Origin of the sequence: Enterobacter sp. CPE_E890 (assembly GCF_046521475.1) — a bacterium.
Classification (GTDB): Bacteria; Pseudomonadota; Gammaproteobacteria; order Enterobacterales; family Enterobacteriaceae; genus Enterobacter; species Enterobacter adelaidei.
On record NZ_JBKFZW010000001.1, the window covers coordinates 2,685,988 to 2,712,485 of the forward strand.

General features: G+C 53.4%; 28 protein-coding genes and 1 other annotated feature. Of the genes, 13 read left to right on the forward strand and 15 right to left on the reverse strand.

The features are described from left to right. Window positions 1-123 precede the first annotated feature (123 nt). The 3 genes from ACLHV9_RS13185 (at window position 124) to osmB (ending at window position 1,584) form a co-directional block, all read left to right on the forward strand. Window positions 124-306: a hypothetical protein gene (locus tag ACLHV9_RS13185; protein ID WP_024907126.1), complete on the forward strand. Its 183-nt coding sequence runs from the start codon at window positions 124-126 to the stop codon at window positions 304-306. Window positions 307-349: 43 nt separating this feature from the next. Continuing rightward, a complete protein-coding gene (locus tag ACLHV9_RS13190; protein WP_028018807.1) occupies window positions 350-1,102 on the forward strand; it encodes a DNA-binding transcriptional regulator YciT in 753 nt (250 codons plus the stop codon). A gap of 263 nt (window positions 1,103-1,365) precedes the next feature. Beyond that, the gene (gene osmB / locus ACLHV9_RS13195; RefSeq protein ID WP_028018806.1) at window positions 1,366-1,584 is read left to right on the forward strand and encodes an osmotically-inducible lipoprotein OsmB; all 219 of its coding nucleotides are present in this window, start codon (window positions 1,366-1,368) and stop codon (window positions 1,582-1,584) included. A 106-nt stretch (window positions 1,585-1,690) separates the two neighbouring features. Here the strand turns inward: osmB and yciH are convergent, their stop codons facing one another. From yciH to pgpB, 5 genes are all read right to left on the reverse strand, one after another. Next, on the reverse strand, window positions 1,691-2,017 hold the full coding sequence (yciH, locus tag ACLHV9_RS13200; protein WP_028018805.1) for a stress response translation initiation inhibitor YciH: 327 nt from the start codon (window positions 2,015-2,017) through the stop codon (window positions 1,691-1,693). After that, window positions 2,017-2,754, reverse strand: a complete 738-nt coding sequence (pyrF, locus tag ACLHV9_RS13205) for an orotidine-5'-phosphate decarboxylase (RefSeq protein WP_028018804.1) — start codon at window positions 2,752-2,754, stop codon at window positions 2,017-2,019. The genes yciH and pyrF overlap by 1 nt, the downstream gene beginning before the upstream one ends. Before the next feature lie 185 nt (window positions 2,755-2,939). Beyond that, window positions 2,940-4,109 carry a lipopolysaccharide assembly protein LapB gene (gene lapB / locus ACLHV9_RS13210; RefSeq protein ID WP_028018803.1) on the reverse strand — a complete coding sequence of 390 codons (1,170 nt, stop codon included), beginning with the start codon at window positions 4,107-4,109 and terminating at the stop codon, window positions 2,940-2,942. A gap of 6 nt (window positions 4,110-4,115) precedes the next feature. Beyond that, window positions 4,116-4,424: a LapA family protein gene (locus tag ACLHV9_RS13215; RefSeq protein ID WP_023312067.1), complete on the reverse strand. Its 309-nt coding sequence runs from the start codon at window positions 4,422-4,424 to the stop codon at window positions 4,116-4,118. Between the two features lie 148 nt (window positions 4,425-4,572). Then, entirely contained in the window at window positions 4,573-5,340 is a 768-nt protein-coding gene (gene pgpB, locus ACLHV9_RS13220) for a phosphatidylglycerophosphatase B (RefSeq protein WP_028018802.1), read from the reverse strand. Window positions 5,341-5,537: 197 nt separating this feature from the next. On the opposite strand from pgpB, the gene ribA reads away from it, so the two are divergent. Beyond that, entirely contained in the window at window positions 5,538-6,128 is a 591-nt protein-coding gene (gene ribA / locus ACLHV9_RS13225; RefSeq protein WP_028013401.1) for a GTP cyclohydrolase II, read from the forward strand. A 37-nt stretch (window positions 6,129-6,165) separates the two neighbouring features. On the opposite strand, the gene acnA is transcribed toward ribA, so the two are convergent. The 6 genes from acnA to topA form a co-directional block, all read right to left on the reverse strand. Next, a complete protein-coding gene (acnA, locus tag ACLHV9_RS13230; protein WP_410375979.1) occupies window positions 6,166-8,841 on the reverse strand; it encodes an aconitate hydratase AcnA in 2,676 nt (891 codons plus the stop codon). Between the two features lie 160 nt (window positions 8,842-9,001). Continuing rightward, entirely contained in the window at window positions 9,002-9,100 is a 99-nt protein-coding gene (gene ymiC / locus ACLHV9_RS13235; protein ID WP_049006961.1) for a small membrane protein YmiC, read from the reverse strand. 137 nt (window positions 9,101-9,237) lie between these two features. After that, window positions 9,238-9,408, reverse strand: coding sequence for a hypothetical protein (locus ACLHV9_RS13240; protein ID WP_032666965.1), 171 nt, complete (start codon window positions 9,406-9,408; stop codon window positions 9,238-9,240). A gap of 2 nt (window positions 9,409-9,410) precedes the next feature. Next, entirely contained in the window at window positions 9,411-9,551 is a 141-nt protein-coding gene (locus ACLHV9_RS13245) for a YmiA family putative membrane protein (RefSeq protein WP_218064857.1), read from the reverse strand. A gap of 338 nt (window positions 9,552-9,889) precedes the next feature. Next, the gene (gene cysB, locus ACLHV9_RS13250; protein WP_006175683.1) at window positions 9,890-10,864 is read right to left on the reverse strand and encodes an HTH-type transcriptional regulator CysB; all 975 of its coding nucleotides are present in this window, start codon (window positions 10,862-10,864) and stop codon (window positions 9,890-9,892) included. Window positions 10,865-11,051: 187 nt separating this feature from the next. After that, window positions 11,052-13,649: a type I DNA topoisomerase gene (gene topA / locus ACLHV9_RS13255; RefSeq protein WP_028018800.1), complete on the reverse strand. Its 2,598-nt coding sequence runs from the start codon at window positions 13,647-13,649 to the stop codon at window positions 11,052-11,054. 399 nt (window positions 13,650-14,048) lie between these two features. Between topA and ACLHV9_RS13260 the strand changes: the two genes are divergently transcribed. Further along, window positions 14,049-14,300, forward strand: coding sequence for a YciN family protein (locus ACLHV9_RS13260; RefSeq protein ID WP_023312072.1), 252 nt, complete (start codon window positions 14,049-14,051; stop codon window positions 14,298-14,300). Between the two features lie 34 nt (window positions 14,301-14,334). Here the strand turns inward: ACLHV9_RS13260 and sohB are convergent, their stop codons facing one another. Further along, window positions 14,335-15,381 (reverse strand): protease SohB, encoded by a 1,047-nt coding sequence (sohB, locus tag ACLHV9_RS13265; protein WP_028018799.1) that lies wholly within the window; start codon window positions 15,379-15,381, stop codon window positions 14,335-14,337. 251 nt (window positions 15,382-15,632) lie between these two features. On the opposite strand from sohB, the gene ACLHV9_RS13270 reads away from it, so the two are divergent. Together ACLHV9_RS13270 and cobO are read left to right on the forward strand one after the other, a co-directional pair. Continuing rightward, complete coding sequence (locus ACLHV9_RS13270; RefSeq protein WP_108089770.1) at window positions 15,633-16,394, forward strand: YciK family oxidoreductase; 762 nt, start codon at window positions 15,633-15,635, stop codon at window positions 16,392-16,394. Further along, window positions 16,391-16,981 (forward strand): cob(I)yrinic acid a,c-diamide adenosyltransferase, encoded by a 591-nt coding sequence (gene cobO, locus ACLHV9_RS13275; RefSeq protein ID WP_108089769.1) that lies wholly within the window; start codon window positions 16,391-16,393, stop codon window positions 16,979-16,981. Before ACLHV9_RS13270 ends, cobO begins: the two co-directional genes overlap by 4 nt. Window positions 16,982-17,014: 33 nt before the next feature. Here cobO and rluB read toward each other — a convergent pair whose 3' ends face one another. The 3 genes from rluB to rnm all read right to left on the reverse strand — a co-directional run bounded on the left by rluB (window position 17,015) and on the right by rnm (window position 19,497). Further along, complete coding sequence (gene rluB / locus ACLHV9_RS13280; RefSeq protein WP_008502809.1) at window positions 17,015-17,890, reverse strand: 23S rRNA pseudouridine(2605) synthase RluB; 876 nt, start codon at window positions 17,888-17,890, stop codon at window positions 17,015-17,017. 96 nt (window positions 17,891-17,986) lie between these two features. After that, complete coding sequence (locus ACLHV9_RS13285; protein WP_003856793.1) at window positions 17,987-18,607, reverse strand: L-threonylcarbamoyladenylate synthase; 621 nt, start codon at window positions 18,605-18,607, stop codon at window positions 17,987-17,989. After that, a complete protein-coding gene (gene rnm, locus ACLHV9_RS13290; protein WP_407220632.1) occupies window positions 18,604-19,497 on the reverse strand; it encodes an RNase RNM in 894 nt (297 codons plus the stop codon). The genes ACLHV9_RS13285 and rnm overlap by 4 nt, the downstream gene beginning before the upstream one ends. A 127-nt stretch (window positions 19,498-19,624) precedes the next feature. Here rnm and trpL point away from each other — a divergent pair, with 127 nt between their 5' ends. From trpL to trpA, 6 genes are all read left to right on the forward strand, one after another. After that, the gene (gene trpL, locus ACLHV9_RS13295) at window positions 19,625-19,669 is read left to right on the forward strand and encodes a trp operon leader peptide (RefSeq protein ID WP_106993556.1); all 45 of its coding nucleotides are present in this window, start codon (window positions 19,625-19,627) and stop codon (window positions 19,667-19,669) included. Beyond that, window positions 19,646-19,740, forward strand: a sequence feature (Trp leader region). (Overlaps the previous gene by 24 nt.) A gap of 23 nt (window positions 19,741-19,763) precedes the next feature. Continuing rightward, window positions 19,764-21,326, forward strand: a complete 1,563-nt coding sequence (locus ACLHV9_RS13300) for an anthranilate synthase component 1 (RefSeq protein WP_407220634.1) — start codon at window positions 19,764-19,766, stop codon at window positions 21,324-21,326. Beyond that, window positions 21,326-22,921 carry a bifunctional anthranilate synthase glutamate amidotransferase component TrpG/anthranilate phosphoribosyltransferase TrpD gene (gene trpD, locus ACLHV9_RS13305; protein ID WP_028018794.1) on the forward strand — a complete coding sequence of 532 codons (1,596 nt, stop codon included), beginning with the start codon at window positions 21,326-21,328 and terminating at the stop codon, window positions 22,919-22,921. The genes ACLHV9_RS13300 and trpD overlap by 1 nt, the downstream gene beginning before the upstream one ends. A gap of 3 nt (window positions 22,922-22,924) precedes the next feature. Continuing rightward, window positions 22,925-24,283, forward strand: a complete 1,359-nt coding sequence (gene trpCF, locus ACLHV9_RS13310; RefSeq protein ID WP_129323444.1) for a bifunctional indole-3-glycerol-phosphate synthase TrpC/phosphoribosylanthranilate isomerase TrpF — start codon at window positions 22,925-22,927, stop codon at window positions 24,281-24,283. A gap of 10 nt (window positions 24,284-24,293) precedes the next feature. Next, window positions 24,294-25,487, forward strand: coding sequence for a tryptophan synthase subunit beta (gene trpB / locus ACLHV9_RS13315; protein ID WP_049006888.1), 1,194 nt, complete (start codon window positions 24,294-24,296; stop codon window positions 25,485-25,487). Then, window positions 25,487-26,296, forward strand: coding sequence for a tryptophan synthase subunit alpha (gene trpA / locus ACLHV9_RS13320; RefSeq protein WP_407220637.1), 810 nt, complete (start codon window positions 25,487-25,489; stop codon window positions 26,294-26,296). Before trpB ends, trpA begins: the two co-directional genes overlap by 1 nt. Window positions 26,297-26,498: the final 202 nt, after the last annotated feature.

The following is a 26,498-nucleotide window of genomic DNA, read 5'->3' on the forward strand; positions in this document are numbered from 1 at the left end:
ATGAGAGGGAATAAATTTATCACTGTTGTTTATGTAATTTAGTTATTGCATTTTTTCCCTTCTCTTTTGATCCTATTTTCTGCATCATTGAAAATATTAACTTTTCGCTCCTGGGGTGAGATTATGTCTACTATTGATGCACAAGCTGTAGCACAACGTATTGATACCGTGCTGGATATCCTGGTGGCGGGCGATTATCACTCTGCGATCCGTAATCTTGAGATCCTGAAGTCTGAACTTCTTGCTCAGAATGGTGCCGACAATGCGCCAGAAAACCGTCAGCCAAAGGCGCCGTGGGAAGTTTAACCCCAGCGTTCCCGACCTCGTTTCGCTTTATTAAATGGATGCTATGAATTCCCGACAACAAATCATTTTGCAGATGGTCATCGATCAGGGGCGCGTAAGCGTGGTCGATCTTGCTAAAACCACGGGTGTTTCTGAAGTCACCATCCGTCAGGATCTTAATCTGCTGGAAAAACAGAGCTACCTCCGTCGTGCGCATGGATATGCTGTCCCACTCGACAGCGAAGACGTTGAAACGCGAATGATGAATAACTACGCGCTTAAACGTGAACTGGCAGAATTTGCCGCGTCTTTAGTGAACAATGGTGAGACCGTTTTTATTGAAAACGGCAGCAGCAATGCCCTTCTGGCGCGTACGCTTGCCGATCAAAAAGACGTTACCATCATCACGGTCAGCAGCTATATCGCGCATTTACTCAAAGAAACACGCTGTGAAGTGATTTTGCTGGGGGGAATTTACCAGAAAAAAAGTGAAAGTATGGTAGGTCCTCTGACACGCCAGTATGTCCAGCAGGTTCATTTCAGCAAGGCGTTTATCGGGATCGACGGCTGGCAACCGGAGACAGGTTTCACCGGCCGGGATATGATGCGTTCTGACGTAGTAAATGCTGTACTCGAAAAAGAATGTGAAGCCATTGTGCTTACGGATAGCTCTAAATTTGGCGCTGTTCACCCTTATACAATGGGGCCAATTTCTCGCTTTAGTCGCGTCATTACCGATGAACGTTTGAGCGACGTCCACCGTAATAAACTGGAAGATGACGGACTCATCGTCAATATTATTAAAACCCCCGCCTGAGCACAGTATGCGCCCGACTTTCGGGCGCATACGCAGCCCATTCTCTGAGATGATTCCTAACCTCCCTTTAAGAGTTTTTACCTGTTTAAGCTGGCCTAAAGTCGTAAAATTAATGTTAGCGATATAACAGGAAGTGACTATCACCTGCGTGATTACGTAACGCCTGCGCGACCAGCTTTCGCGGAGAACAGAATTAAGTATTCGATTCGTCTATACTTAATGTGTACATCTTTCCGTGAATCGATAATTCAGGAGAAAGTATTATGACCTTAACCAGCAAAAAAGTAGCCGCCGCTGTTCTGGCAATCACTGTAGCAATGTCCCTGAGCGCTTGCTCTAACTGGTCTAAACGTGACCGCAACACCGCTATTGGTGCCGGTGCCGGTGCTCTCGGTGGTGCAGTATTAACAGATGGTAGTACGCTGGGGACATTAGGTGGGGCGGCTGTCGGTGGTATTATCGGTCACCAGGTTGGTAAATAATAATTCGATAAGCCATCCCCGATATTACTCTATTTAGAACGCATTTCAGGTCTGACTTACGCACGTATATAAAACAAGCCACGGCATTTGTCGTGGCTTATTTCTGTTAGCCGCCTGCCAGCTTAACTTTCATGCCTTTGGCTTCGAGCAGCGATTTAATTAAATCGCGTTTATCACCCTGAATTTCGATTATGCCGTCTTTCACGGCACCACCGCAGCCACATTTCTTTTTCAGTTCAGCCGCCAGCTTTGCCAGTTCCGCATCATCCAGATCGATCCCGGAGATAAGGCATACCCCCTTTCCTTTTCGCCCACTGGTCTGACGCTGGATCCGAACAATACCGTCCCCCTTCGGACGTTCCGCTTTCGTTTTCGGTTCGTCTATCCGTCCGCTTTCGGTAGAGTAAACAAGACGGCTGTTGGAATCTGTCATTACGCCCCCTTTTTCAGCGACGCGTTGATAGCCTTAAGGGTCTCTGCCGGGTTCGCAGACTGCGTCACCGGACGTCCGATGACCATGTAGTCAACACCTGCAGCCAGTGCCTGTTCAGGTGTCATTATACGGCGCTGATCGCCCACGTCGCTGCCTGCGGGGCGGATCCCCGGGGTAACAAGTTTAAAATCCTGCCCCAGGACTGATTTGAAACGCACCGCTTCCTGAGCCGAACAGACAACACCATCAAGACCGCAATTTTGTGTCAGACGTGCGAGGCGCTCAGCATGTTCCGCAGGTGACAACGTCACACCCAGGTCGCGTAAATCACTTTCGTCCATACTGGTCAGCACGGTGACCGCAATCAGCAGCGGTGCATCTTTACCGAACGGCAGAAGCGCTTCGCGGGCGGCCGTCATCATTCTTGCTCCACCCGACGCATGAACGTTAACCATCCATACCCCCAGCTCCGCGGCGGCTGCAACAGCGTGCGCCGTGGTGTTTGGAATATCATGGAATTTAAGGTCGAGGAAAACGTCAAAGCCGCGCTGTTGCAGATCGCGTACGATTTGCGGCCCAAACAGCGTGAACATCTCTTTGCCAACTTTCAGACGGCAGTCGCGAGGATCGATACCGTCGACAAAGGCCAGAGCTGCGTCGCGCTTATTGTAATCAAGCGCAACAACAACAGGAGAATCCGTAATTACGCGGGAAGTGGAGGAAGTAACAGACGTCATGACCAGCCCTTTTCGTCTATGGGCGCGCAGCGGCGCGGAACAGATAAACGGCGAGCATTCTACCTGCCGCCGCCGCAAATTGACAGAATCCATTTGTTTTCCTGCCAGGCTGGCAAACCGCACGGAGTTCAGGAAGCGGTAAACATCATCAGTATGTTGTAACTAAAATGCAGTGTTTTAAAAAATTACTGCCCGTCGAGGCCACGAATTGGCTTGATGGTGGACCATGCACGGCATGAAGGACAGTGCCAGTAGAGCGTATACGCGGTAAACCCGCACTTCTGGCAACGATAGCGCGGCTTGCTGCGCACCTGCTCGCCTACCATGTCGCGCAGCACCATCAGGCTCTCTTTAGCACGCCCCTCTTCAGCATCATTCAGGTGGTAATCCATCAGCTTATGGAATACCCGCATGGTCGGATGACGCTGCAACTGACGCGTAATATAAACCTGCGCGGTGTCGCTCCCCTCATACTTCTCAACCACGTCTGAAAGCATCAGCTCTGCGGTCGCACCGGTATTCTCTTCCACACAACGACGCAGGAACGCCACCCACTCTTCCTGCTTACCCAACTGTTGATAGCAGGTTTGCAGCATCTCCAGCGTTTCGCTGACCAGCTCTTTGTCCTGGTCGATAACACGCAGCAAGCTTTCAACGGCTTTGGCGTAATCGCCATTCGCCATAAAGACGCGCCCCATCATGATCGAAATACGCGCGCTATTACGATCGGCGGCGGCGCCTTTCTTCAACAACGCCATGGCTTTGTCCATGTCGTCGCTGCCCATCTGCTGAAGGGCTAATTCGCAGTAGAAATGCGCTATCTCTACGCGCTGTTTATCTTTACCCAGCTTAACCAGACGTTCCGCGGTATCGATAGCTTTTTGCCAGTCGCTGGTGGCCTGATAAATCTGCAGCAGTTGCTGTAGTGCGCCGATACGGAAATCAGTTTCATCCACCAGCTGCGAGAACATATCTTCAGCACGATCGTACAGCCCTGCGGCCATATAATCCCGCCCCAGCTGTTGTACCGCAAGGAGTCGCTGGTCGTAGGTCAGGGAGGCACTTTCCATCAGGGTCTGGTGGATACGAATTGCGCGGTCAACCTCGCCGCGTGAGCGGAACAGGTTCCCCAGGGTGAGATGCGCTTCAACGGTTCCCGTATCCTCTTTAAGCATATCGAGGAACAGGTCTACCGCTTTGTCCTGCTGATTACTCAGCAGGAAGTTAACCCCCGCAACGTAGTCACGGGAGAGTCGGTTGGCCTCATCCTGCTTTGTTTGTTGCGCACTTCTGCGGCCCATATACCAGCCATAGGCTGCGGCTACAGGCAAAAGCAGAAACAACAACTCCAGCATAGTCGATTATTCCTTCACGACCGGCACACCAGAGCTTTCCGGAATGTCGGACGCAGGCGCAATGTTATTTTCGAGGCGTTTAATTTTACGTTCAGCGCGCGCAAGAGAAACACGGACTTTCAACCAGAAAAGACCACAAACCAGCCAGCCAATGGCAAAGCCCGCAGCAAATAAGACCGCCAGCAGGCTCGATACCCGGTACTCGCCCTGCGCCAGCAGATAGTTAAACGTCACCTGTTGGTCGTTTTGTGCACCCAATGTGACTGAAATGACAAAAATCGCCAATACCAGTAAGAAAATGAGTAAATATTTCACATTACTTCCCGTTATGTGGTTCAAGCGAATAAAGTGTGTTCAATTCACCGCAATCAGTCTTATAAACTACCATTTTAGTGACGGGCGCGAAACGGAAAAAGTAACGCGCCAGCTATGGATTTATGGGCGAAAGACGGATTATCAACCGTCAACCGTCACTTTGCTCCCTTTCGGCAATTTCTTCTTTCTCTTCGAGCGGTGGCGTTAACGGACCGCAGAGTCGTTCGGCAAGCCAGGTCGCCAGCGTGACCAGCAGCCATGAGATCAGCGTAGCGACCGCCAGGTCCTGCGGCCAATGCATCCCCAGCAATAGGCGGCTGCCCATCACTCCGGTCGCCCAGGCCAGTAAAATCACGATAGTCACGGTTCGTCGTCTCGGCCAGAGTAATCCAACGCCCAGTAACGCCCAACTGGCCGCAAACATGGTGTGGCCAGAAGGAAACGCGAACCCCGTCTCTTTTTGCCAGTGTTTACGCAAAAACTTCGGAATATCCTGCTGTTCAGCAAGCTGTTCTTTCACCAGTGCGCCACGATCTTTACGTTTTAAATTGTAGAATTCATCCACAGGAATATGGTGAGTTTTTTCCAGCCAGACGACAAAAGGCCGTGGCTCCTGAACGCGATCTTTAACCCAGGATTTCACGCCCTGACCAATCAAAATGGCAGCACCGAGGATCGCAAAAAGCATTAGCGCCGCCCGCAGTCGAAAACGCAGACACCACAGAAACCACGCGCAGAGAAGGACGTGAGTAATAATTCCCCACGGCTGTGTGACGGTTTCCGTTATCCAATATAACGTTTTCAGCCATGCCGCATTCTGCCCAGGCTGCCACATCCAGCCCGAAACCCATACGGCCAGAGGCATAATCAGTAAAATGGCCGCACCTGCTGCCGTACGTCTGGCGATTGAAAGCATGTCTTCTCCTTTTTTGCTAAGCGTCACAATCATAACTGAAATTTATTCGATACGTGGATATGTCGGATCGTGCGTTTAACGTTCATATAGCATGGTGCCCATTAGGTGAACATGCTGAGCTTGTGGCAAAATGAACTGATACAGAAAGCAAAACAGGCGAAAGGCACGGCACGTGTCAGCCTACTCTGGAGAATCACATGCAGCTTAAACGTGTGGCAGAAGCCAAACTGCCAACCCCATGGGGCGATTTCCTGATGGTGGGATTTGAAGAACTGGCAACCGGACAGGATCATGTCGCGCTGGTGTACGGCGACATTTCAGGGCAGACACCGGTTCTGTCCCGCGTACATTCGGAGTGTCTGACGGGTGATGCGTTGTTCAGCCTGCGCTGTGATTGCGGTTTCCAACTGGAAGCAGCGCTGACTCACATCGCAGAGGAAGGCCGTGGGGTTCTGCTCTATCATCGTCAGGAAGGCCGTAACATTGGTCTGCTGAATAAAATCCGCGCCTACGCGCTGCAGGACCAGGGCTACGATACGGTGGAAGCGAACCATCAGCTCGGCTTTGCCGCCGATGAGCGTGACTTCACCCTGTGCGCCGATATGTTCAAGCTTTTGGGTGTAGATGAAGTTCGTCTGTTGACCAATAACCCGAAAAAAGTGGAAATCCTGACCGAGGCGGGGATCAATATCGTTGAGCGTGTACCGCTGATTGTGGGCCGCAATCCCAAAAATGCCCACTATCTTGATACCAAAGCCGCAAAAATGGGCCACCTGCTGAAAGAGTAAGAGCAAAAAGCCCGGCGCACGTGCCGGGCTGGTTTCGTCAATCCAGCATCTTACGAATCACGTAATGTAAAATACCGTCGTTCTGGTAATAGGTCAGCTCTGTTGCCGTATCAATACGACACCGGCACTCCAGTACCTCGGTTTTTCCGTCTGCCCGCGTTAATTTCACTGGCACCGTTTTACCAGGCTGTAAATTTTGCAGACCACTAATGTCAATCTGCTCCTCTCCGCTCAGGCCCAGCGTTTTACGCGTGACGCCCTGCGGAAACTCAAGCGGTAGGATCCCCATCCCAATAAGATTCGAGCGGTGAATTCGTTCGAACGATTCGGCAATGACCACACGAACACCAAGCAGACGCGGACCTTTCGCTGCCCAGTCACGGCTTGAGCCAGAACCGTACTCTTTCCCGGCGATCACCGCCAGCGGTGTACCTTCCTGTTGATATTTGACAGCCGCATCATAAATCGAAACGACTTCCGTACCTGGCAGATGGCGCGTCATGCCCCCTTCCACGCCCGGAACCATCTCGTTACGAATGCGAATATTGGCAAACGTGCCGCGCATCATGACTTCATGGTTACCGCGACGCGACCCGTAGGAGTTAAAATCACGGCGTTCGACACCCCGGCTTTGCAAATAACGGCCTGCCGGGCTGTCGGCTTTGATGCTCCCTGCCGGAGAGATATGGTCCGTAGTGACAGAATCTCCCAGCATCGCCAGAATGCGCGCGCCGTGGATATCTTTAAGCGGCGCAGGTTCAGCCTGCATTTCATCGAAGAACGGCGACAGGCGAATATAGGTCGAATCATCCTGCCAGTCATAGGTATCCGACCCTGCGACGTTGATGGCTTTCCATTCCGGCGTACCTTCAAAGACTTCCGCATACTCTTTGCGGAACATCTCGGTTGACACTTTTTCAACGGCCAGCGCGATCTCACGCGAAGACGGCCAGATATCTTTCAGGTAGACCGGGTCATTCTTGCGATCGTGACCAATAGGGTCGGTCACCAGGTTGATATTCATATTTCCTGCCAGAGCATATGCCACCACCAGCGGAGGCGAGGCGAGCCAGTTGGTTTTCACTAGCGGATGAATGCGCCCTTCAAAATTTCGGTTGCCGGAAAGGACTGCGCCTACCGTCAGATCACCCTGTTTGATCGCCGTTTCAATCGGCTCAGGAAGTGGGCCAGAGTTACCGATGCAAGTGGTGCAACCGTAACCCACCAGGTTAAAGCCCAGTTCGTCGAGATACGGTGTCAGTTTGGCCTGAGCCAGGTAATCCGATACGACTTTGGAGCCCGGTGCCAGCGAAGCCTTGACCCACGGCTGAGGTTTTAGCCCAAGCTCAACCGCTTTTTTGGCCAGTAGACCTGCTGCCATCAATACGCTGGGGTTTGAGGTATTGGTACAGGAAGTAATGGCTGCAATAACCACCGCGCCATCCGGGAGCTGATACTGATGCCCGTTCAGGACATAGTCGATCGGGCGATGATCTTTTTGCGCCACGTTCACTTCCAGCGCATTGCTGGCGGCAAACGCTTTGGGCACGTCAGTCAACGCGACCCGATCCTGAGGGCGTTTCGGCCCGGCAAGGCTCGCTTCAACGCTGCCCATATCGAGCTCAAGCGTGCTGGTGAAGACCGGTTCATCGCCCGGGTTGCGCCACATGCCCTGCGCTTTGGTATAGGCTTCCACCAGCGCGACCTGCTCTTCGCTGCGACCGCTAAGCCGCATGTATTCCAGCGTCACATCATCGATGGGGAAAAAGCCGCAGGTTGCGCCATATTCCGGAGACATATTGGCAATGGTGGCGCGGTCAGCCAGCGGCAGCGAATCCAGCCCATCACCATAGAATTCAACAAATTTACCTACCACACCATGCTTACGCAGCATCTGGGTGACGGTGAGTACCAGATCGGTAGCTGTTATGCCCTCTGACAGTTTTCCGGTGAGCTTGAAGCCCACCACATCCGGGATGAGCATGGATACCGGTTGGCCGAGCATCGCGGCTTCGGCTTCGATACCACCAACCCCCCACCCCAGTACTCCAAGACCGTTGATCATGGTGGTATGTGAATCCGTTCCCACCAGCGTGTCCGGATAAGCCACCCACTCTTTATCCTGCAGTTCACTCCAGACGGCTTTACCCAGGTACTCAAGGTTAACCTGATGGCAAATTCCGGTGCCTGGTGGCACGACGCTAAACCGGCTGAATGCCTGTTGTCCCCACTTCAGGAAGACATAGCGCTCGTGGTTGCGCTCCATCTCCAGACGCACGTTCTCGCCAAAGGCGTCGTCATCACCAAAGCGGTCGACGGTTACGGAGTGGTCAATGACGAGGTCCACAGGGGAAAGCGGATTCACTTTTGCGGTATCCCCGCCAAGGCGTTTAACGGCCTCGCGCATAGCGGCTAAATCAACCACTGCGGGAACACCGGTAAAGTCCTGCATCAGGACCCGGGCCGGGCGATAAGCGATTTCTCTGTCGGCGTGGGCATGCTTCAACCACCCTGCCAGCGCCTGGATATCTTCGAGGGTGACAGAATCACCATCCTGCCAGCGTAAGAGATTTTCCAGCAAAACTTTCAAGGACTTGGGTAAACGCGAAATGTCCCCAAGCGTCCTGGCAGCCAGCGGCAGGCTGTAGTAATGCCAGGTTTTATTTTCTGCCTGTAATGTGTCCTTACTGGCTTCGCGTAGGGTTAACGACATAAGCTCCTCCTTAATTACAGAGATGTCCTGACAATCATCAGGGCCGTAATTAAAGATAACACAAAGACGCTGTAACGTTTTGATAACAACCCAAATTGATAAATTCAGATGTGTTCAGAAGGTGAAAACAAAAAACCCCGCCGCAGCGAGGTTTTACAATTTAACGGAAGGCCAGCCAGATGAGCTGGCTCCAGAACAGAATCGACACGGTAAAAACGCCGATCCATGACCAGTATTTATGAGACGTCGTGTTATTCATCATAGGGACACCAGGCATTATTTATAAACGTTTCCGAGGTCGCCCTCAGTTCTATATTACTGATGTGTATTTATTAAAGAGTACAAAAATGCGGAGTCACTATTCAGACTATTTGCATCATTACGCAATCAACTAAATTATTGTTTTTTGGGTTCGTCTTCCGCGAACACATCAATAAAGGCTTGCTGCTGCGGCGTCAGTTTCCAGGATGCAGGCACAGTATTCGCAGGTGCTTTCCGCACCTTGTGACCATTGTCACGATGCTGACGCATCTGTTTTACCGTCTCTGTTCGTACCGTCAGTGCCATAGTTAACCCCAATATTTCCAGGCCAGGAGAGCAACCACCGCCCAAAAGGAGGCGGAGACGAGAAAGACCGCCAGCCAGGCTTTACGCTTAAGCGCAGGATCCCTTTGCGGTTCTTCACTTCCAGAAGGCATTGCTAACCTCATACAATCGACATCGCTTATCATTTAGGACCAAACAATTGGTACAATTAATCATCTGTTGAGATAAATCCTAAAGAAACTTTAGCCGAAAAGCCAGTGAATTTATGCATTGGGAGGTATGAAATATTCAATCTTTTGACCAGAAATAAATAACTGAAAAGAAATATTTGCGAAGCGTCAAATTAGTTTCTACTTTTGTCGCCAATTCACGACATTATAACCCTGCAGATAAAATGGGTAATGACATTATATGGCAGGGGATGCGTAGATGATGATAATTCTAATTTAGCTTTGAGACGTTATTTCGGTATCTTTCCCTCAGGGAAAGATACCGGGAGTGATTATTTTGCCGGGAGTTTGATGTCTTTAAACATCTCTTCAATATCTTCATTCGAGCGTAATGCGACGGCAGTATCAACCACGTCACGTGTTAAATGCGGGGCAAAGCGCTGAATAAAATCATACATATAGCTACGCAGGAAGGTACTGCGACGGAATCCAATTTTCGTTGTGCTGTGGCTGAAAATATCGTGCGCATCAAGACGCACCAGATCGGGGTCTGAAACCGGATCAACCGCCATGCTGGCAATAACACCCACCCCAAGGCCAAGCCGTACATAGGTCTTAATAACGTCAGCATCGGTGGCGGTAAAGACAATACGCGGCGTTAATCCTGCGCGGTTAAAGGCTGTATCAAGTTCTGACCGTCCGGTGAAGCCGAATGTATAGGTCACTAAAGGATATTGCGCCAGCTCTTCAATAGTCACCGACCCTTTACCCGCCAACGGGTGATCGGGAGTCACCACAATCGAACGGTTCCAGTGGTAGCACGGGAGCATAACCAGATCGTCATACAGGTGAAGTGCTTCCGTCGCGATGGCAAAATCCGCGTTTCCCTTCGACACCGCTTCAGCAATTTGCGTCGGTGACCCCTGATGCATATGCAAAGAGACGCGCGGATAACGCTCAATAAAGCCCTTAATAACACCTGGCAAGGCATAACGCGCCTGGGTATGCGTCGTGGCAATATACAGTGAGCCTTTGTCCGGCCAGGTATGCTCCCCCGCCACAGACTTAATCGCGTCGACTTTAGAGAGGACTTCCCGCGCAATGCGGATGATTTCCTGTCCTGCCGGCGTTACCTGCGTGAGATGTTTGCCGCTGCGGGCGAAAATCTGGATACCTAATTCGTCCTCCAGCATACGCACTTGTTTGCTGATGCCAGGTTGCGAGGTATAAAGCCCCTCAGCGGTAGACGAGACGTTAAGGTTGTGATTCACCACCTCAACGATATAACGAAGCTGCTGTAATTTCATGCCAGACCATCCGATTTAGCGCATGCGGTCAATCGCTTAAGACGATTTAATAATAAAAAACAGATTAACTATAACCACTATATCATTTATAGCCCGACTGTATAGTACGGAACAAAAAATAATAACAAGGTAATAAAAAAGGGCCGGAAATCCGGCCCTTTTACAGGTAAGTTACGGTTAGGGAAGATTATTTCTTGCCTTCAACCCATTTGCCATCGACAAAGAAGGCTGACCATCCGGTCGCTTTACCCTCTTTCTCTGCCGCAACGTACTGCTGCTTAGTTTTACGGCTAAAACGCACCACGGTTTTGTTGCCTTCCGGATCCTGCTGTGGCGCATCGGCCAGATACCGCAGTTTCTCAGGCAGACGATCGCGGAAGCGATGCAGCTCTTCCACCAACGGTGCGCGCGTTTCACGCGATTTCGGGAAGGTGTTGGCGGCAAGGAAGACACCTGCGGCGCCGTCACGCAACACGAAGTACGCGTCTGATTTCTCACACGGCAACTCAGGCAGCGGAACAGGATCTTCCTTCGGCGGCGCCACCTCACCATTACGCAGAATTTTGCGCGTGTTTTTACACTCGTCGTTAGTACACGCCATGTACTTACCGAAACGCCCCATTTTCAGGTGCATTTCAGAACCACACTTCTCGCACTCCACAATCGGACCGTCATAGCCTTTGATGCGGAATTCACCCTCTTCGATCTCGTACCCGTCACACGTTGGGTTATTACCGCACACGTGCAGTTTACGTTTTGGATCGATCAGGTAGCTGTCCATTGCCGTGCCGCATTTTTTACAACGGCGTTTGGCGCGCAGGGCGTTGGTTTCTGCGTCATCACCTTCCAGCACGTTAAGAACTTCGTTCTCAGGAACCAGGTTAATGGTGGTTTTGCAGCGCTCTTTTGGCGACAGCGCATAACCGGAGCAGCCAAGGAACACGCCCGTTGTTGCAGTACGGATCCCCATCTTGCGGCCGCAGGTTGGGCAATCGATGCTGGTCAGTACCATCTGGTTAGGCAGCATCCCGCCTTCTTCAGGATCTTTCTCCGCTTTTTCAAGCTGACCGGTAAAGTCGCTGAAGAAGCTGTCGAGTACCTTTTTCCATTCCGCCTGATGGCTGGCAACCTGGTCGAGGCTGTCTTCCATCTGCGCGGTGAAATCGTAATTCATCAACTCGCGGAAGTTGGCTTCCAGACGGTCAGTCACGATTTCACCCATTTTCTCCGCATAGAAACGACGGTTTTCAACGCGTACGTAGCCACGGTCCTGAATGGTCGAGATGATTGACGCGTAGGTCGACGGACGACCAATACCGCGTTTTTCCAGCTCTTTCACCAGGGAGGCTTCGCTGAAGCGCGCAGGCGGCTTGGTAAAGTGCTGAGCCGGGATCAATTCGACCAGAGACAGCTCGTCACCTTTGTTAACCGCCGGCAACGTGCGGTCTTCATCACCTTTACGCAACGCTGGCATGACTTTCGTCCAGCCATCGAAGCGCAGGATGCGGCCACGCGCCTTCAGTCGGAAATCACCTGCGCCGACAGTCAGCGTGGTGGAGTCGTACTGCGCTGGCGTCATCTGACATGCTACGAACTGGCGCCAGATCAGCTGATAAAGCTTCTGCGCGTCGGCTTCCATGTCTTTCAGCGACTCGGCTAAAACAGAGACGTCAGAAGGACGGATCGCTTCGTGCGCTTCCTGAGAGTTCTCTTTGCTGGCGAACTGATTGGCACTTTCCGGCAGGTATTTCTTACCGAAATTGTCACTGATGTAGCTGCGCACCATGTTAACCGCGTCCTGGCTCAGGTTGGTTGAGTCGGTACGCATGTAGGTGATGTAACCCGCTTCATACAGGCGCTGGGCCATCATCATGGTTTTCTTTACGCCATACCCCAGACGCGTGCTTGCAGCCTGTTGCAGCGTAGAGGTAATAAACGGCGCACCTGGCTTGCTGCTGGTGGGTTTATCTTCACGCTCCAGCACCTGATAGCGTGCTTTTTCCAGCAGCGCCACGGCGGCCATGGTCTGGTCGCGGTTTTCAGGGCGGAACGGTTTGTCGTTCTGATGGCTCACCTGCAACGGCAGAGCGTCACCGCCCGGCGTGGTCACATTGGCGTCGACTTCCCAGAACTCTTCCGGCACGAAGGCTTTAATTTCGCGCTCACGCTCGACGACAAGACGCACAGCGACAGACTGCACACGACCTGCAGACAGGCCACGGGCAATCTTCTTCCACAGCAGTGGAGAGACCATGTAGCCCACAACGCGGTCCATAAAGCGACGCGCCTGCTGGGCGTTTACACGGTCGATATTCAGCTCGCCCGGCTTCTCAAACGCCTGGCGAATCGCATTCTTCGTAATTTCGTTAAACACTACACGGCTGTAGCGTTTGTCATCACCACCGATCACTTCCCGCAGGTGCCACGCAATGGCTTCCCCTTCGCGGTCAAGGTCGGTTGCGAGATAGATGTGGTCTGCTTTTTCAGCAAGCTGCTTCAGCTCGTTAACGACTTTTTCTTTCCCGGGCAACACTTCATATTGTGCATCCCAGTTATGCCATGGGTTAACCCCCATGCGGTTGACAAGCGCGCTACGTTCATCCTTTTTAGGCTTTTTGGCCCCTTTGGTGGAGGTAGAGTCTGCGCTCTTTTTGCTGGCTGAGCCACTGGTCGGCAAATCGCGGATATGACCCACGCTGGACTTAACCACGTAGTCATTACCCAGATACTTATTGATCGTTTTGGCTTTTGCCGGGGACTCAACGATGACGAGAGCTTTACCCATATTCACCTTTACCTAATTTAATTCTTCCAGGAATACGCCGCACGTTGATTTCCCTTCCGCTGACGGCGAGCCAATGATATTGCGGCCGCGTCAGGAGATATCAACCCCTTTGTCTTACCGGACGTCAAAGAAAACACGCCCAGGTGATTGAGTTATCGGGTATTTTTCTCACATTTCGTATAATTCGTGACGAATTCCCGGTCGAATGTCAAGCAATTCTGTTGCCAGAATGACGAAAGCGCACACTCTACCTGATAAAATTCGTTACGCAACTTTATTAGCATGCAAAAGCAAATCCCGCCAGCCAGGCCCCTGCTCCTTATCCCCTCAGATTACAGGGAAAATTTGCCCCCAAAGCGCGCTCGGCGTAGACTATTGTCACTGTTTAAGGAGTGGATTATGCAGAATACGACCCAACCTATTGACCGAGCCTCTCTGCTTATCGAAGCAAACAAGCTTATCCGTGACCATGAAGATACGCTGGCAGGCATTGAAGCCACAGGCGTAGAGCAGCGCAATGGCGTGCTGATTTTCAGCGGCGAATACTTCCTTGACGAACAGGGGTTACCGACCCCGAAAAGCACCGCCGTGTTTAACATGTTTAAATACCTGGCGCATACGCTTTCAGAGAAATATCACCTAGTCGATTAATGCAAAACGCGAGGCATGTGCCTCGCGTTATTGTTTACAGCAGCGGTTTTTGTCCGCGCTGCAGCCAGCGGAGCAGCAGGCGGTCCGCACTCTCTGCCGCACTGTTGGTGAAGCGGTCAAGCAGTCGCTTACGTTGGGTATAACGCACGCCGACCAGCTCACGCCCGTCCATCAGATTCAACAACAGGTCGTCACTGGTACCCACTTCATCCACCAGCCCTTTCTCCTGCGCCTGGATACCGTACCAGTGCTCGCCCGTCGCGACCTGTTCAATATCGAGCGTGGGGCGCATACGGTGCACAAAGTCTTTAAAGAGGTGATGCGTTTCATTCAGGTCTTCACGGAATTTCTGTCTCCCTTCTTCCGTGTTTTCACCGAGCAGCGTCAGGGTCCGTTTGTACTGACCCGCCGTGTGAAGTTCGATATCAATCTCTTTATTCTTCAGGAAACGGTTAAAGTTTGGGATCTGCGCGACCACACCGATTGAGCCAATAATGGAGAACGGCGCGGCAACAATTTTGTCCGCTACGCAGGCCATCATATAACCCCCGCTCGCCGCCACTTTGTCCACCGCAACGGTTAATGGGATCTGTTTTTCACGCAGACGCTGCAACTGTGAGGCTGCCAACCCGTAACCGTGAACGACACCGCCAGGGCTTTCAAGACGCACGACAACCTGATCCTGCGGGGTCGCCACGGCCAGAACGGCAGTCACTTCCTCCCGCAGCGAGGAAACTTCATGCGCATCCATACTCCCCTTAAAATCGAGTACATAGACACGTGGCGTAGCCTTATCCTGCGGCGCATTGAGCTTTGCTTTTGCCTTTGCCGCTTTGGCTTCCTGTTTGTGCTTTTTCTTCTGCGCTTTCTGCCACAGTTTTTGTTGATGACTATCAAGCAGCGCCAGAGACATATCTTCCTGCATCTCTTTATATTGCTCGCTCAGACGGGTGATGCGTAACTCCCCACGCTGACGCTTGCGCTGCGTCAGGTTGACAATCAGAACGGCAACCACTGCGATGGCAATGACAACCGTCGCGATTTTGGCCAAAAACAGCCCATATTGAGAAAGTAATTCCACGCGTTCCACCTTGATTTAACCACGAATCTTTCACGGCAGTGTACAACAGCCCTGCCCATGCGTCTCGCTCGTGACATTACCTCTGCGAGCCGTCTTCAGGAATCCCCGGCCTGGAGTTTAAATATTTGCAAATTGTTAATTTTACAGTAATGCGTCCTGTAGACTGATTGAATTATTAGGCTAATTCGGGCATAAAGCCGAAAAGTCATCATGAAGGCGTCATCGCGTCACTGTACGCCTGAGGAGTCACCGTGCATTATCAACCACAAAAAAACCTGCTACAGAACCGGATCATTCTCGTTACCGGTGCCAGCGACGGAATTGGCCGCGAGGCGGCTCTGACGTACGCTGAATATGGCGCAAGCGTTATTCTGATTGGCCGCAACGCAGAGAAATTGAAAGGTGTCGCGCAGGAAATTGAAGCTGCTGGTGGAACACTGGCGGCGTGGTACACGCTCGATTTACTCACCTGCACTCCCGAAGTGTGCCAGGAACTCGCCCAACGCATAAGTACCCGCTATCCAGTACTGGACGGTGTGCTACACAACGCCGGCTTGCTTGGGGATGTTTGCCCAATGGATGAACAGGATCCTGATACCTGGCAGCAGGTGATGCAGGTCAACGTCAACGGGACGTTTTTCCTTACCCAGGCATTGCTTCCTTTATTACTCAAATCTGAGTCAGGCTCGCTGGTCTTCACCTCTTCCAGCGTGGGTCGCGAAGGCCGGGCGAACTGGGGAGCTTATGCCGTATCAAAATTCGCCACCGAAGGCATGATGCAGGTGCTGGCGGAGGAATATCAGAGCCGCCATCTGCGCGTAAATTGCATTAACCCCGGTGGAACGCGCACCAAAATGCGTGCCAGCGCGTTCCCGACCGAAGATCCACAGAAGCTGAAAACTCCGGCTGATATAATGCCGCTCTATCTCTGGCTAATGGGCGATGACAGTCGCCGCAAGACAGGGATGACCTTTGACGCCCAGCCAGGCCGTAAACCAGGAATTTCCCAATGAGTGAAGAACGCCATCAGCAGCGCCAGCAGCGTCTGAAAGAACAGGTCGATGCTCGCGTCGCGGCAGCCCAGGACGAACGCGGGATCATTATCGTGTTCACCGGCAACGGTAAAGGTAAAACCACTGCCGCATTTGGTACCGCTACGCGTGCCGTCGGGCACGGGCAGAAAGTCGGTGTCATCCAGTTTATCAAAGGCATATGGCCCAACGGAGAGAGGAATTTGCTTGAGCCTCATGGCGTCGAGTTTCAGGTAATGGCGACCGGGTTTACGTGGAATACCCAGAACCGGGAAACGGACACCGCCGCCTGTCTCGCCGTCTGGGAACATGCAAAAAGAATGCTGGCCGATCCTTCGCTAAACATGGTGCTACTGGATGAGATCACCTATATGGTCGCCTACGACTACCTGCCTCTGGAAGCAGTGCTGGATGCGCTGAAGAACCGTCCTGCACATCAGACGGTGATCGTCACGGGGCGTGGGTGTCATCGGGATATTCTGGAGCTGGCAGATACCGTCAGCGAGCTGCGTCCGGTGAAACATGCGTTTGATGCGGGTATCAAAGCGCAAATCGGGATTGATTACTAAAAAAAGCCCGGTCACGCTGACCGGGCTTCTGTTTTAACCGTTGTTGTTACGGCTGCCGGAACGGCGGTTGCTGCTCACCTGGCTGTGGCGTTTCACCGCACGACGGATCTGATTCGCCTTCATGCGACGACGATCTTTCTCTACTGCCACTTTAGAGGTGGTTTCTGGCGTCAGACCAACCAGCTCGCGCAGATAGTTAGTTTGCGTCAGATCCAGTTCGGTATAACCGCCACGCGGCAGACCTTTTGGCAGCAGAATGTCGCCGTAACGGACGCGGATCAAGCGGCTCACCTGAACGCCGACGGCTTCCCACAGACGACGTACTTCGCGGTTACGGCCCTCGGTCAGCGTTACGTTGTACCACTGGTTAATACCTTCACCACCGGTAAATTTGATGGTTTTGAACGCAGCAGGACCGTCTTCCAGCTGAACGCCGCGCGACAGATCGCGCAGTTTATTCTCATCAACCTGACCAAAGACGCGCACAGCGTATTCACGTTCCACTTCACGGCTTGGGTGCATCAGACGGTTTGCCAGTTCACCATCGGTGGTAAACAGCAGCAGACCGCAGGTATTCACGTCCAGACGACCTACTGCAATCCAGCGAGCGCCACGCAGTTTAGGCAGACGGTCAAACACCGTCGGGCGACCTTCCGGGTCGTTGCGGGTACACAGTTCGCCTTCCGGCTTGTAGTAAGCCAGCACGCGGCAAATCTGTTCAGCGGACTCTTTTACGGAGATAAGATGACCGTCAATACGGATCTTCAGCCCCGGTACAATTTCTACGCGGTCGCCCAGCGTGGCGATTTTACCGTCCACACTCACGCGGCCCGCTTCAATAATGGCTTCGATTTCACGGCGTGAACCGTGGCCGGCGCGCGCCAGCACTTTCTGTAACTTCTCGCTCATTGAGCTTCCTCAGGTGTCGCCTTCACAGGCGTCGAATCAGGTCAAAACAGGGTCGGGCCCTGCTTTGATGGCCGCGTAGTATATCTGCTTATACCTTTACAAGAAAGGCTTTACATCGCCCACGCCTTCACGAATCACTTCCGGGGCGTCTTCGGTTAAGTCGACGACGGTGGTCGGCTGCTGGCCGAGATAGCCGCCGTGAATAATCAGCTCGACCACCTTCTCGAGACGATCTTTGATCTCTTCCGGATCGGATTCGGTAAACTCGCTCCCCGGCAGCATCAGCGAGGTCGAGAGCATCGGTTCGCCGAGGGTTTCCAGCAGCGCCTGCGCAATCGGGTTCGACGGTACGCGCATGCCGATGGTTTTACGTTTCTCCTGCAGCAGACGACGCGGTACTTCCTTCGTGCCCTTCAGGATAAAGGTGTAGTTACCCGGCGTATTGTTCTTAATCAGGCGAAACGCCACGTTATCCACATAAGCATAGGTCGACAACTCAGAGAGATCGCGACACATCAGGGTAAAGTTATGGCCGTCCGGCAGCTGGCGAATACGGCAAATGCGTTCCATCGCCCCTTTGTCTTCAATTTTGCAGCCCAGCGCATAGCCAGAATCGGTCGGATAGACAATGACACCGCCTTTGCGAACGATCTCTACGGCCTGGTTAATCAGGCGTGGCTGCGGGTTATCCGGATGGATATAGAAAAATTGACTCATACTTCCCTCTCTTCAATTTGCTGCGGCTGTTCCCAGAGCTGCCAGACGGGTTCAACACCTGCGGGTAGCCAGAGCTTGCGCCCCAGTTCGATCCAGGCGCAAGGCTGATGGAAATCAGACCCTTGTGACCCAAGCAGGCCGAACTGACGGGCATAAGTTGCGAGCTGCGCGCGCTCATTGGGCGCCTGCTGACACTGGGCGACTTCCATCGCCTCACCACCGCATTCGGCAAAGTGTGCCAGCAGTCTTTTCAGCCATTTAGCAGAAAGATTATATCGCCCCGGATGGGCCAGCACGGCCTTGCCACCAGAATGATGAATCACATCAATAGCTTGTTTTATTGTACACCACTGTGGCGGAACGTATCCGGTTTTCCCGCGAGCAAGATACTTTTTAAAAACATCCGCCATTGTCGTCGCTTTGCCTGCTTCAACCAGAAAGCGGGCGAAATGACCGCGCGTGACCGCCCCGCCGTTCGCCAGCTTTTGAGCACCTTCCAGCGCGTCTGGGATATGCGCCTTTTCCAGACGTTCACCAATCATCTCTGCGCGCTGGTTGCGGCGCGTTTTTTGTTCTTGCAAAAAGGCCCGAAGTGCCGGATGGTCTATATCGATATTCAGGCCAACAATATGAATTTCATGGTTTTCCCAGACGGTGGAGATTTCGACACCGGACACCAGATTAAGCGCCAGCCCGCTGCGGGCGATTTCGGCGCGAGCCGCCGGAATGGCATCTGTCGTATCGTGATCGGTTATCGCCAGCGTACCGACGCGCATTTCAACGGCACGATGAACCAGGTCCTCGGGTGTCAGCAGGCCATCAGAGGCCTGTGTATGGCTGTGTAAATCATAAATAATCGCGTAGGTGGTATCGCTCAAAGCACTTCCCATAGCAGGTTGGAGACATCCGAAACCGCCATGATACCGACTTAACGTGAAATTCTGAAATCAAGGGTTGACAACTTGCCACTGAACTAGTTAACTAGTACGCAAGTTCACACGAGAAAGGTATCTGAAAATGACAGCACATTTCACTCTGCACGGTTGGTGGCGCACTTCCTGATCATCGGGCAGTGTCACGCGTCTGCGAAATGCAAACAGATACCCAGCCCGCTACTAAGCGGGCTTTTTTGAACAGAATAAATGAGAACAACATCATGCAAACAGCCAAACCACACCTCGAACTGCTAACCTGCGAGGCGGCCTATCGCCACAACCCCACCGCGCTGTTTCATCAGGTGTGCGGTGCTCGCCCGGCAACGTTGCTGCTGGAATCTGCGGATATCGACAGCAAAGACGATCTCAAGAGCCTGCTGCTGGTTGACAGCGCGTTGCGCATTACCGCTTTAGGTGACACCGTCACCATTAAGGCACTGTCAGAAAATGGCGCGTCGTTGCTGCCGCTGTTGGATGCCGCCCTGCCTGCCGCAATTGAAAATGAACGTCATCCGGAAATGCGGGTTCTGCATTTCCCGCCGGTCAGCCAGTTGCTGGATGAAGACGCGCGTCTCTGTTCTCTGTCCGTTTTCGATGCTTTCCGCCTGCTGCAAAACCTGGTGTCCGTACCTGAAAATGAGCGTGAGGCGATGTTCTTCGGCGGGCTGTTTGCGTATGACCTGGTAGCGGGTTTTGAAGATTTGCCGGAAACAGAACAAGGCAACCGCTGCCCTGACTACTGCTTCTACCTTGCGGAAACCTTGCTGGTGATCGACCATCAGAAAAAATATACCCGCATTCAGGCGAGCCTGTTCACGCCGTCTGTGTCTGAGAAACACCGCCTTGAACACCGCATCTCGCAGCTGCAGCAGCAAATGACAGAAGCACCGCCTGCGCTTCCGGTGCAGCGCGTGGAGAAGATGGCGTGCGACGTCAACCAGACTGACGATCAGTACGGCGCCGTTGTTCGCCAGATGCAAAAAGCGATTCGTGCCGGTGAAATTTTCCAGGTTGTCCCTTCCCGTCGCTTCTCTCTGCCCTGCCCGTCTCCGCTGGCGGCCTACGACGTGCTGAAGAAAAGCAACCCGAGTCCGTACATGTTCTTTATGCAGGACAACGATTTCACCCTGTTTGGCGCGTCACCAGAAAGCTCACTGAAATACGATGCCACCAGCCGCCAGATTGAGATCTACCCCATTGCCGGGACGCGTCCGCGCGGTCGTCGTGCTGATGGTTCACTGGATCGCGATCTCGACAGCCGCATCGAACTCGAAATGCGTACCGACCACAAGGAGCTTTCCGAGCACCTGATGCTGGTCGATCTGGCGCGTAACGACCTGGCACGCATTTGTACTCCGGGTAGCCGTTACGTCGCTGACCTCACCAAAGTCGACCGTTATTCATTTGTGATGCACCTGGTTTCCCGAGTGGTCGGTGAACTGCGCAGCGACCTCGACGTGCTGCACGCCTATCGCGCCTGCATGAACATGGGAACCCTGAGCGGTGCGCCAAAAGTCCGCGCCATGCAGTTGATTGCCGGTGCCGAAGGCCGTCGTCGCGGTAGTTACGGCGGTGCGGTGGGTTACTTCACCGCCCACGGCGATCTTGATACCTGTATCGTAATCCGTTCTGCCTATGTCGAAGACGGTATTGCCACCGTCCAGGCGGGCGCAGGCATTGTTCTTGATTCTGTTCCGCAGTCTGAAGCTGACGAAACACGCAGTAAAGCGCGTGCGGTACTTCGCGCCATTGCTACCGCACACCATGCACAGGAGATTTTCTGATGGCTGACATTCTGCTGCTCGATAATATCGACTCCTTTACTTATAACCTTGCAGATCAGCTACGTGCGAATGGTCATAACGTCGTTATCTACCGCAACCACGTGCCGGCACAGACGCTGATTGACCGACTGGCCACCATGCAAAACCCAGTGTTGATGCTCTCACCAGGACCTGGTGCCCCGAGTGAAGCTGGATGTATGCCAGAACTGCTGACGCGTATGCGCGGAAAGCTGCCGATTATCGGTATCTGTCTCGGCCACCAGGCCATTGTGGAAGCCTATGGCGGCTACGTCGGCCAGGCGGGCGAAATTCTGCACGGTAAAGCGTCCAGCATCGAACATGACGGTCAGGCGATGTTTGCCGGGTTGCCTAACCCACTCCCGGTGGCGCGCTACCACTCGCTGGTGGGGAGCAATATTCCAGCCGGACTGACCATTAATGCCTCGTTTGAAGGGATGGTGATGGCGGTGCGTCATGATGCGGATCGCGTCTGCGGTATGCAGTTCCACCCGGAATCGATTCTGACCTCTAACGGAGCCCGTCTGCTGGAACAAACTCTCGACTGGGCATTACAGAAGCTGGAACAGACTAATACCCTGCAGCCGATTCTGGAAAAACTGTACCAGGCGCAGACCCTGAGCCAGCAGGAAAGCCACCAGCTCTTCTCCGCCGTGGTTCGCGGCGAGCTGAAACCTGAACAGCTTGCTGCTGCACTGGTGAGCATGAAAGTGCGCGGTGAAAGCCCGCAGGAGATCGCCGGTGCCGCCACGGCCCTGCTGGAAAATGCCGCTCCGTTCCCGCGCCCGGACTATCCGTTTGCCGATATTGTTGGCACCGGCGGTGACGGCAGCAACAGCATCAACATCTCCACAGCCAGCGCCTTCGTGGCGGCGGCGTGTGGTTTGAAAGTCGCGAAACACGGTAACCGCAGCGTTTCCAGCCGGTCAGGCTCTTCCGATTTGCTCGCCGCATTCGGTATTAATCTCGATATGAACGCCGAGCGTTCCCGTGAAGCGCTGGATGACCTGGGTGTCTGTTTCCTGTTTGCGCCGAAGTACCACACCGGTTTCCGCCACGCGATGCCGGTTCGTCAGCAGCTCAAAACCCGTACGCTGTTTAACGTACTGGGGCCACTTATCAACCCGGCTCATCCGCCGCTGGCGCTGATTGGTGTCTATAGCCCTGAACTGGTGCTGCCGATTGCTGAGACACTGCGTGTTCTGGGATATCAACGTGCCGCCGTGGTCCACAGTGGAGGAATGGATGAGGTGTCGCTGCATGCGCCAACGCTGGTAGCCGAACTGCGCGACGGCGAGATCCTGAGCTATCAGCTGGAAGCCGCCGACTTCGGTTTAGCACCGTATCACCAGGAAGCGCTGGCAGGCGGTACGCCGGAAGAAAACCGTGACATTCTGACGCGCTTATTACAAGGTAAAGGAGAGGTCGCTCATGAGGCCGCCGTTGCTGCCAACGTCGCCATGCTGATGCGTTTGCACGGTGAGGAAGACCTGAAGGCCAACGTTCAAAAAGTTCTGGATGTACTGCGCTCTGGTGCAGCTTACGATCGCGTTACCGCACTTGCGGCAAGAGGGTAAAGAATGCAGACCGTTTTAGCGAAAATCGTTGCCGATAAGGCCATCTGGGTGGAAGCACGCAAGCAACAACAGCCGCTTGCCAGTTTCCAGAATGACGTCGTTCCAAGTAGCCGTCGTTTCTATGATGCCCTGCAGGGTGCACGCACTGCGTTTATCCTTGAGTGCAAAAAGGCGTCCCCGTCTAAAGGCGTTATCCGTGACGATTTCGACCCAGCGCGTATCGCTGGTATTTATAAGCATCATGCGTCCGCCATTTCTGTGCTGACGGATGAGAAATATTTCCAGGGCAGCTTTGATTTTCTGCCCATCGTCAGCGGCATCGCACCACAGCCGATTCTGTGCAAAGACTTTATTATCGACCCGTATCAAATCTGGCTGGCGCGCTTTTACCAGGCTGACGCCTGCCTGCTGATGCTCTCGGTGCTAGACGACGAACAGTATCGCCAGCTTTCTGCCGTGGCACACAGTCTGAACATGGGCGTGCTGACAGAAGTCAGTAATGAAGAAGAACTGGAACGCGCGATTGCGCTGGAAGCCAGAGTGGTCGGCATTAACAACCGCGATCTTCGCGACCTGTCGATCGACCTCAACCGCACCCGCCAGCTCGCGCCGCGTCTGGGCTCCGGTGTGACGGTGATCAGCGAGTCCGGTATTAACAGCTACGCGCAGGTACGTGAGTTGAGCCACTTCGCCAACGGTTTCCTGATTGGCTCCGCCATGATGGAACATGACGACCTCAACGCTGCGGTGCGCCGGGTGTTGCTGGGTGAAAACAAAGTGTGCGGTTTGACCCGCGAACAGGATGCCCGGGCTGCGTATGACGCGGGGGCGATTTACGGCGGGCTGATTTTTGTCGATTCATCTCCACGAGTTGTCAGCGTAGAACAGGCACGCGAGGTGATAGCGGCAGCGCCGCTCAGCTATGTCGGCGTTTTCCGCAATGCGGATATCACGGACGTGGCGGCAAAAGCCGACGCTTTATCCCTGAGCGCGGTCCAGCTCCACGGTGATGAAGATCAGGCGTATATAGACGCTCTGCGTACCGCGCTGGCACCGCAGGTGCAGATCTGGAAAGCACAGACCGTAGGCGACACCCTGCCAGCGCGTAATCTTAATCATGTTGATAAATACGTGCTGGATAACGGCCAGGGCGGCACCGGTCAGCGTTTTGACTGGTCGCTGCTGAATGGTGAAAAGCTGGATAACGTCCTGCTGGCGGGCGGATTAAGTCCGGATAACTGCGTGGAAGCCGCGAAAACGGGCTGCGCAGGCCTCGATTTCAATTCAGGCGTAGAGTCGCAACCGGGTATCAAAGATGCCAGCAAGCTGGCCTCGGTATTTAAAACTCTGCGTGCATATTAAGGAAGAGAAGATGACGACATTACTAAACCCTTATTTTGGTGAGTTCGGTGGGATGTACGTCCCGCAAATCCTGATGCCCGCTCTGCGCCAGCTGGAAGAGGCGTTTGTCAGCGCGCAGAAGGATCCGGCATTTCAGGCTGAATTTACCGACCTGCTGAAAAACTACGCTGGTCGTCCAACGGCACTGACCAAGTGTCGCAACCTGACCGAAGGCACCAAAACCACGCTGTACCTTAAGCGCGAAGATTTGCTGCACGGCGGCGCACACAAAACTAACCAGGTGTTGGGTCAGGCGCTGCTCGCCAAACGTATGGGTAAAACCGAAATCATCGCCGAGACCGGCGCGGGTCAACACGGTGTGGCATCGGCACTGGCCAGTGCCCTGCTCGGCCTGAAATGCCGCATTTATATGGGCGCAAAAGACGTTGAACGTCAGTCGCCGAACGTGTTCCGTATGCGCCTGATGGGTGCAGAAGTGATCCCGGTTCACAGTGGTTCAGCCACGCTGAAAGATGCCTGTAACGAAGCGCTGCGCGACTGGTCTGGCAGCTATGAAACCGCGCACTATATGCTCGGTACCGCTGCGGGTCCTCACCCGTTCCCGACTATCGTACGTGAATTCCAGCGCATGATTGGTGAAGAGACCAAAGCGCAGATCCTTGAAAAAGAGGGTCGTCTGCCGGATGCGGTGATCGCCTGCGTCGGCGGTGGATCTAACGCTATCGGCATGTTTGCCGATTTCATCGACGACACCCGCGTTGGCCTGATTGGCGTTGAGCCTGCTGGTCATGGAATTGAAACGGGTGAGCATGGTGCGCCACTGAAGCATGGCCGCGTTGGGATCTACTTCGGTATGAAGTCCCCGATGATGCAGACCGACGAAGGCCAGATTGAAGAATCATACTCTATCTCAGCGGGCCTGGATTTCCCGTCGGTTGGGCCACAGCATGCGTACCTGAACAGCATTGGTCGTGCGGATTATGTTTCCATTACCGATGATGAAGCGCTGGAAGCATTTAAAACATTGTGTCGTAGCGAAGGGATTATCCCGGCGCTGGAGTCTTCTCACGCACTGGCACACGCGCTGAAAATGATGAAAGAAAACCCGGAGAAAGAGCAGCTGCTGGTGGTTAACCTTTCCGGTCGCGGTGACAAAGATATCTTCACCGTTCACGATATTCTGAAAGCACGAGGGGAAATCTGATGGAACGCTACGATAACGCATTTGCAGAACTGAAATCCCGCCAGGAAGGCGCGTTCGTTCCCTTCGTTACCCTGGGCGACCCGGGCCCGGAACAGTCGCTGAAGATTATTGATGCCCTGATTGAAGCCGGTGCCGATGCGCTGGAGCTGGGTATCCCGTTCTCTGACCCGCTGGCGGATGGCCCAACCATTCAGAATGCGACGCTGCGCGCCTTTGCGGCGGGCATAACGCCAACCCAGTGCTTTGAGATGCTGGCCGCCATTCGACAGAAACACCCGACAATCCCAATCGGCCTGCTAATGTACGCCAACCTGGTGTTTAACCGCGGGATCGATGAGTTCTATGCCGAGTGCGCACGCGTAGGTGTTGATTCTGTACTGGTGGCGGATGTGCCGGTTGAGGAATCTGCACCGTTCCGCCAGGCAGCAATGCGCCACAACGTTGCCCCGATTTTCATCTGCCCACCGAATGCTGATGACGAGCTGCTGCGCCAGATTGCCTCTTACGGTCGCGGGTATACCTACCTGCTCTCCCGTGCGGGCGTGACCGGTGCCGAAAATAAAGCCGCACTGCCGCTGCATCATCTGGTAGAAAAGCTGGCTGAATACCATGCCGCACCGCCGCTGCAGGGATTCGGGATTTCCTCTCCTGAACAGGTCTCGGCAGCGATTGAAGCAAAAGCAGCAGGGGCGATTTCCGGCTCGGCTATTGTCAAAATCATCGAGAAGAACGTTGATAAGCCCGAGCAGATGCTGGCCGAACTGAAAACATTCGTAAGCGCAATGAAAGCCGCAACCCGAAGAGCATAACCCCTTCGCCGTCTGGCAACTCCGCCAGACGGTTCCCTTCTTCTTTTTATACTCCCTCTTCACTTTACAGCATTAATATCAACTGCAATAAATAGCAAACTAATAATTAATTACCCACTTCACTAAACAGGCAGTCAACAATATCGTTTTGTCGATTTACTTATTATAAGGAAAGTATAATGTATGCGCATGTTTGCTATTG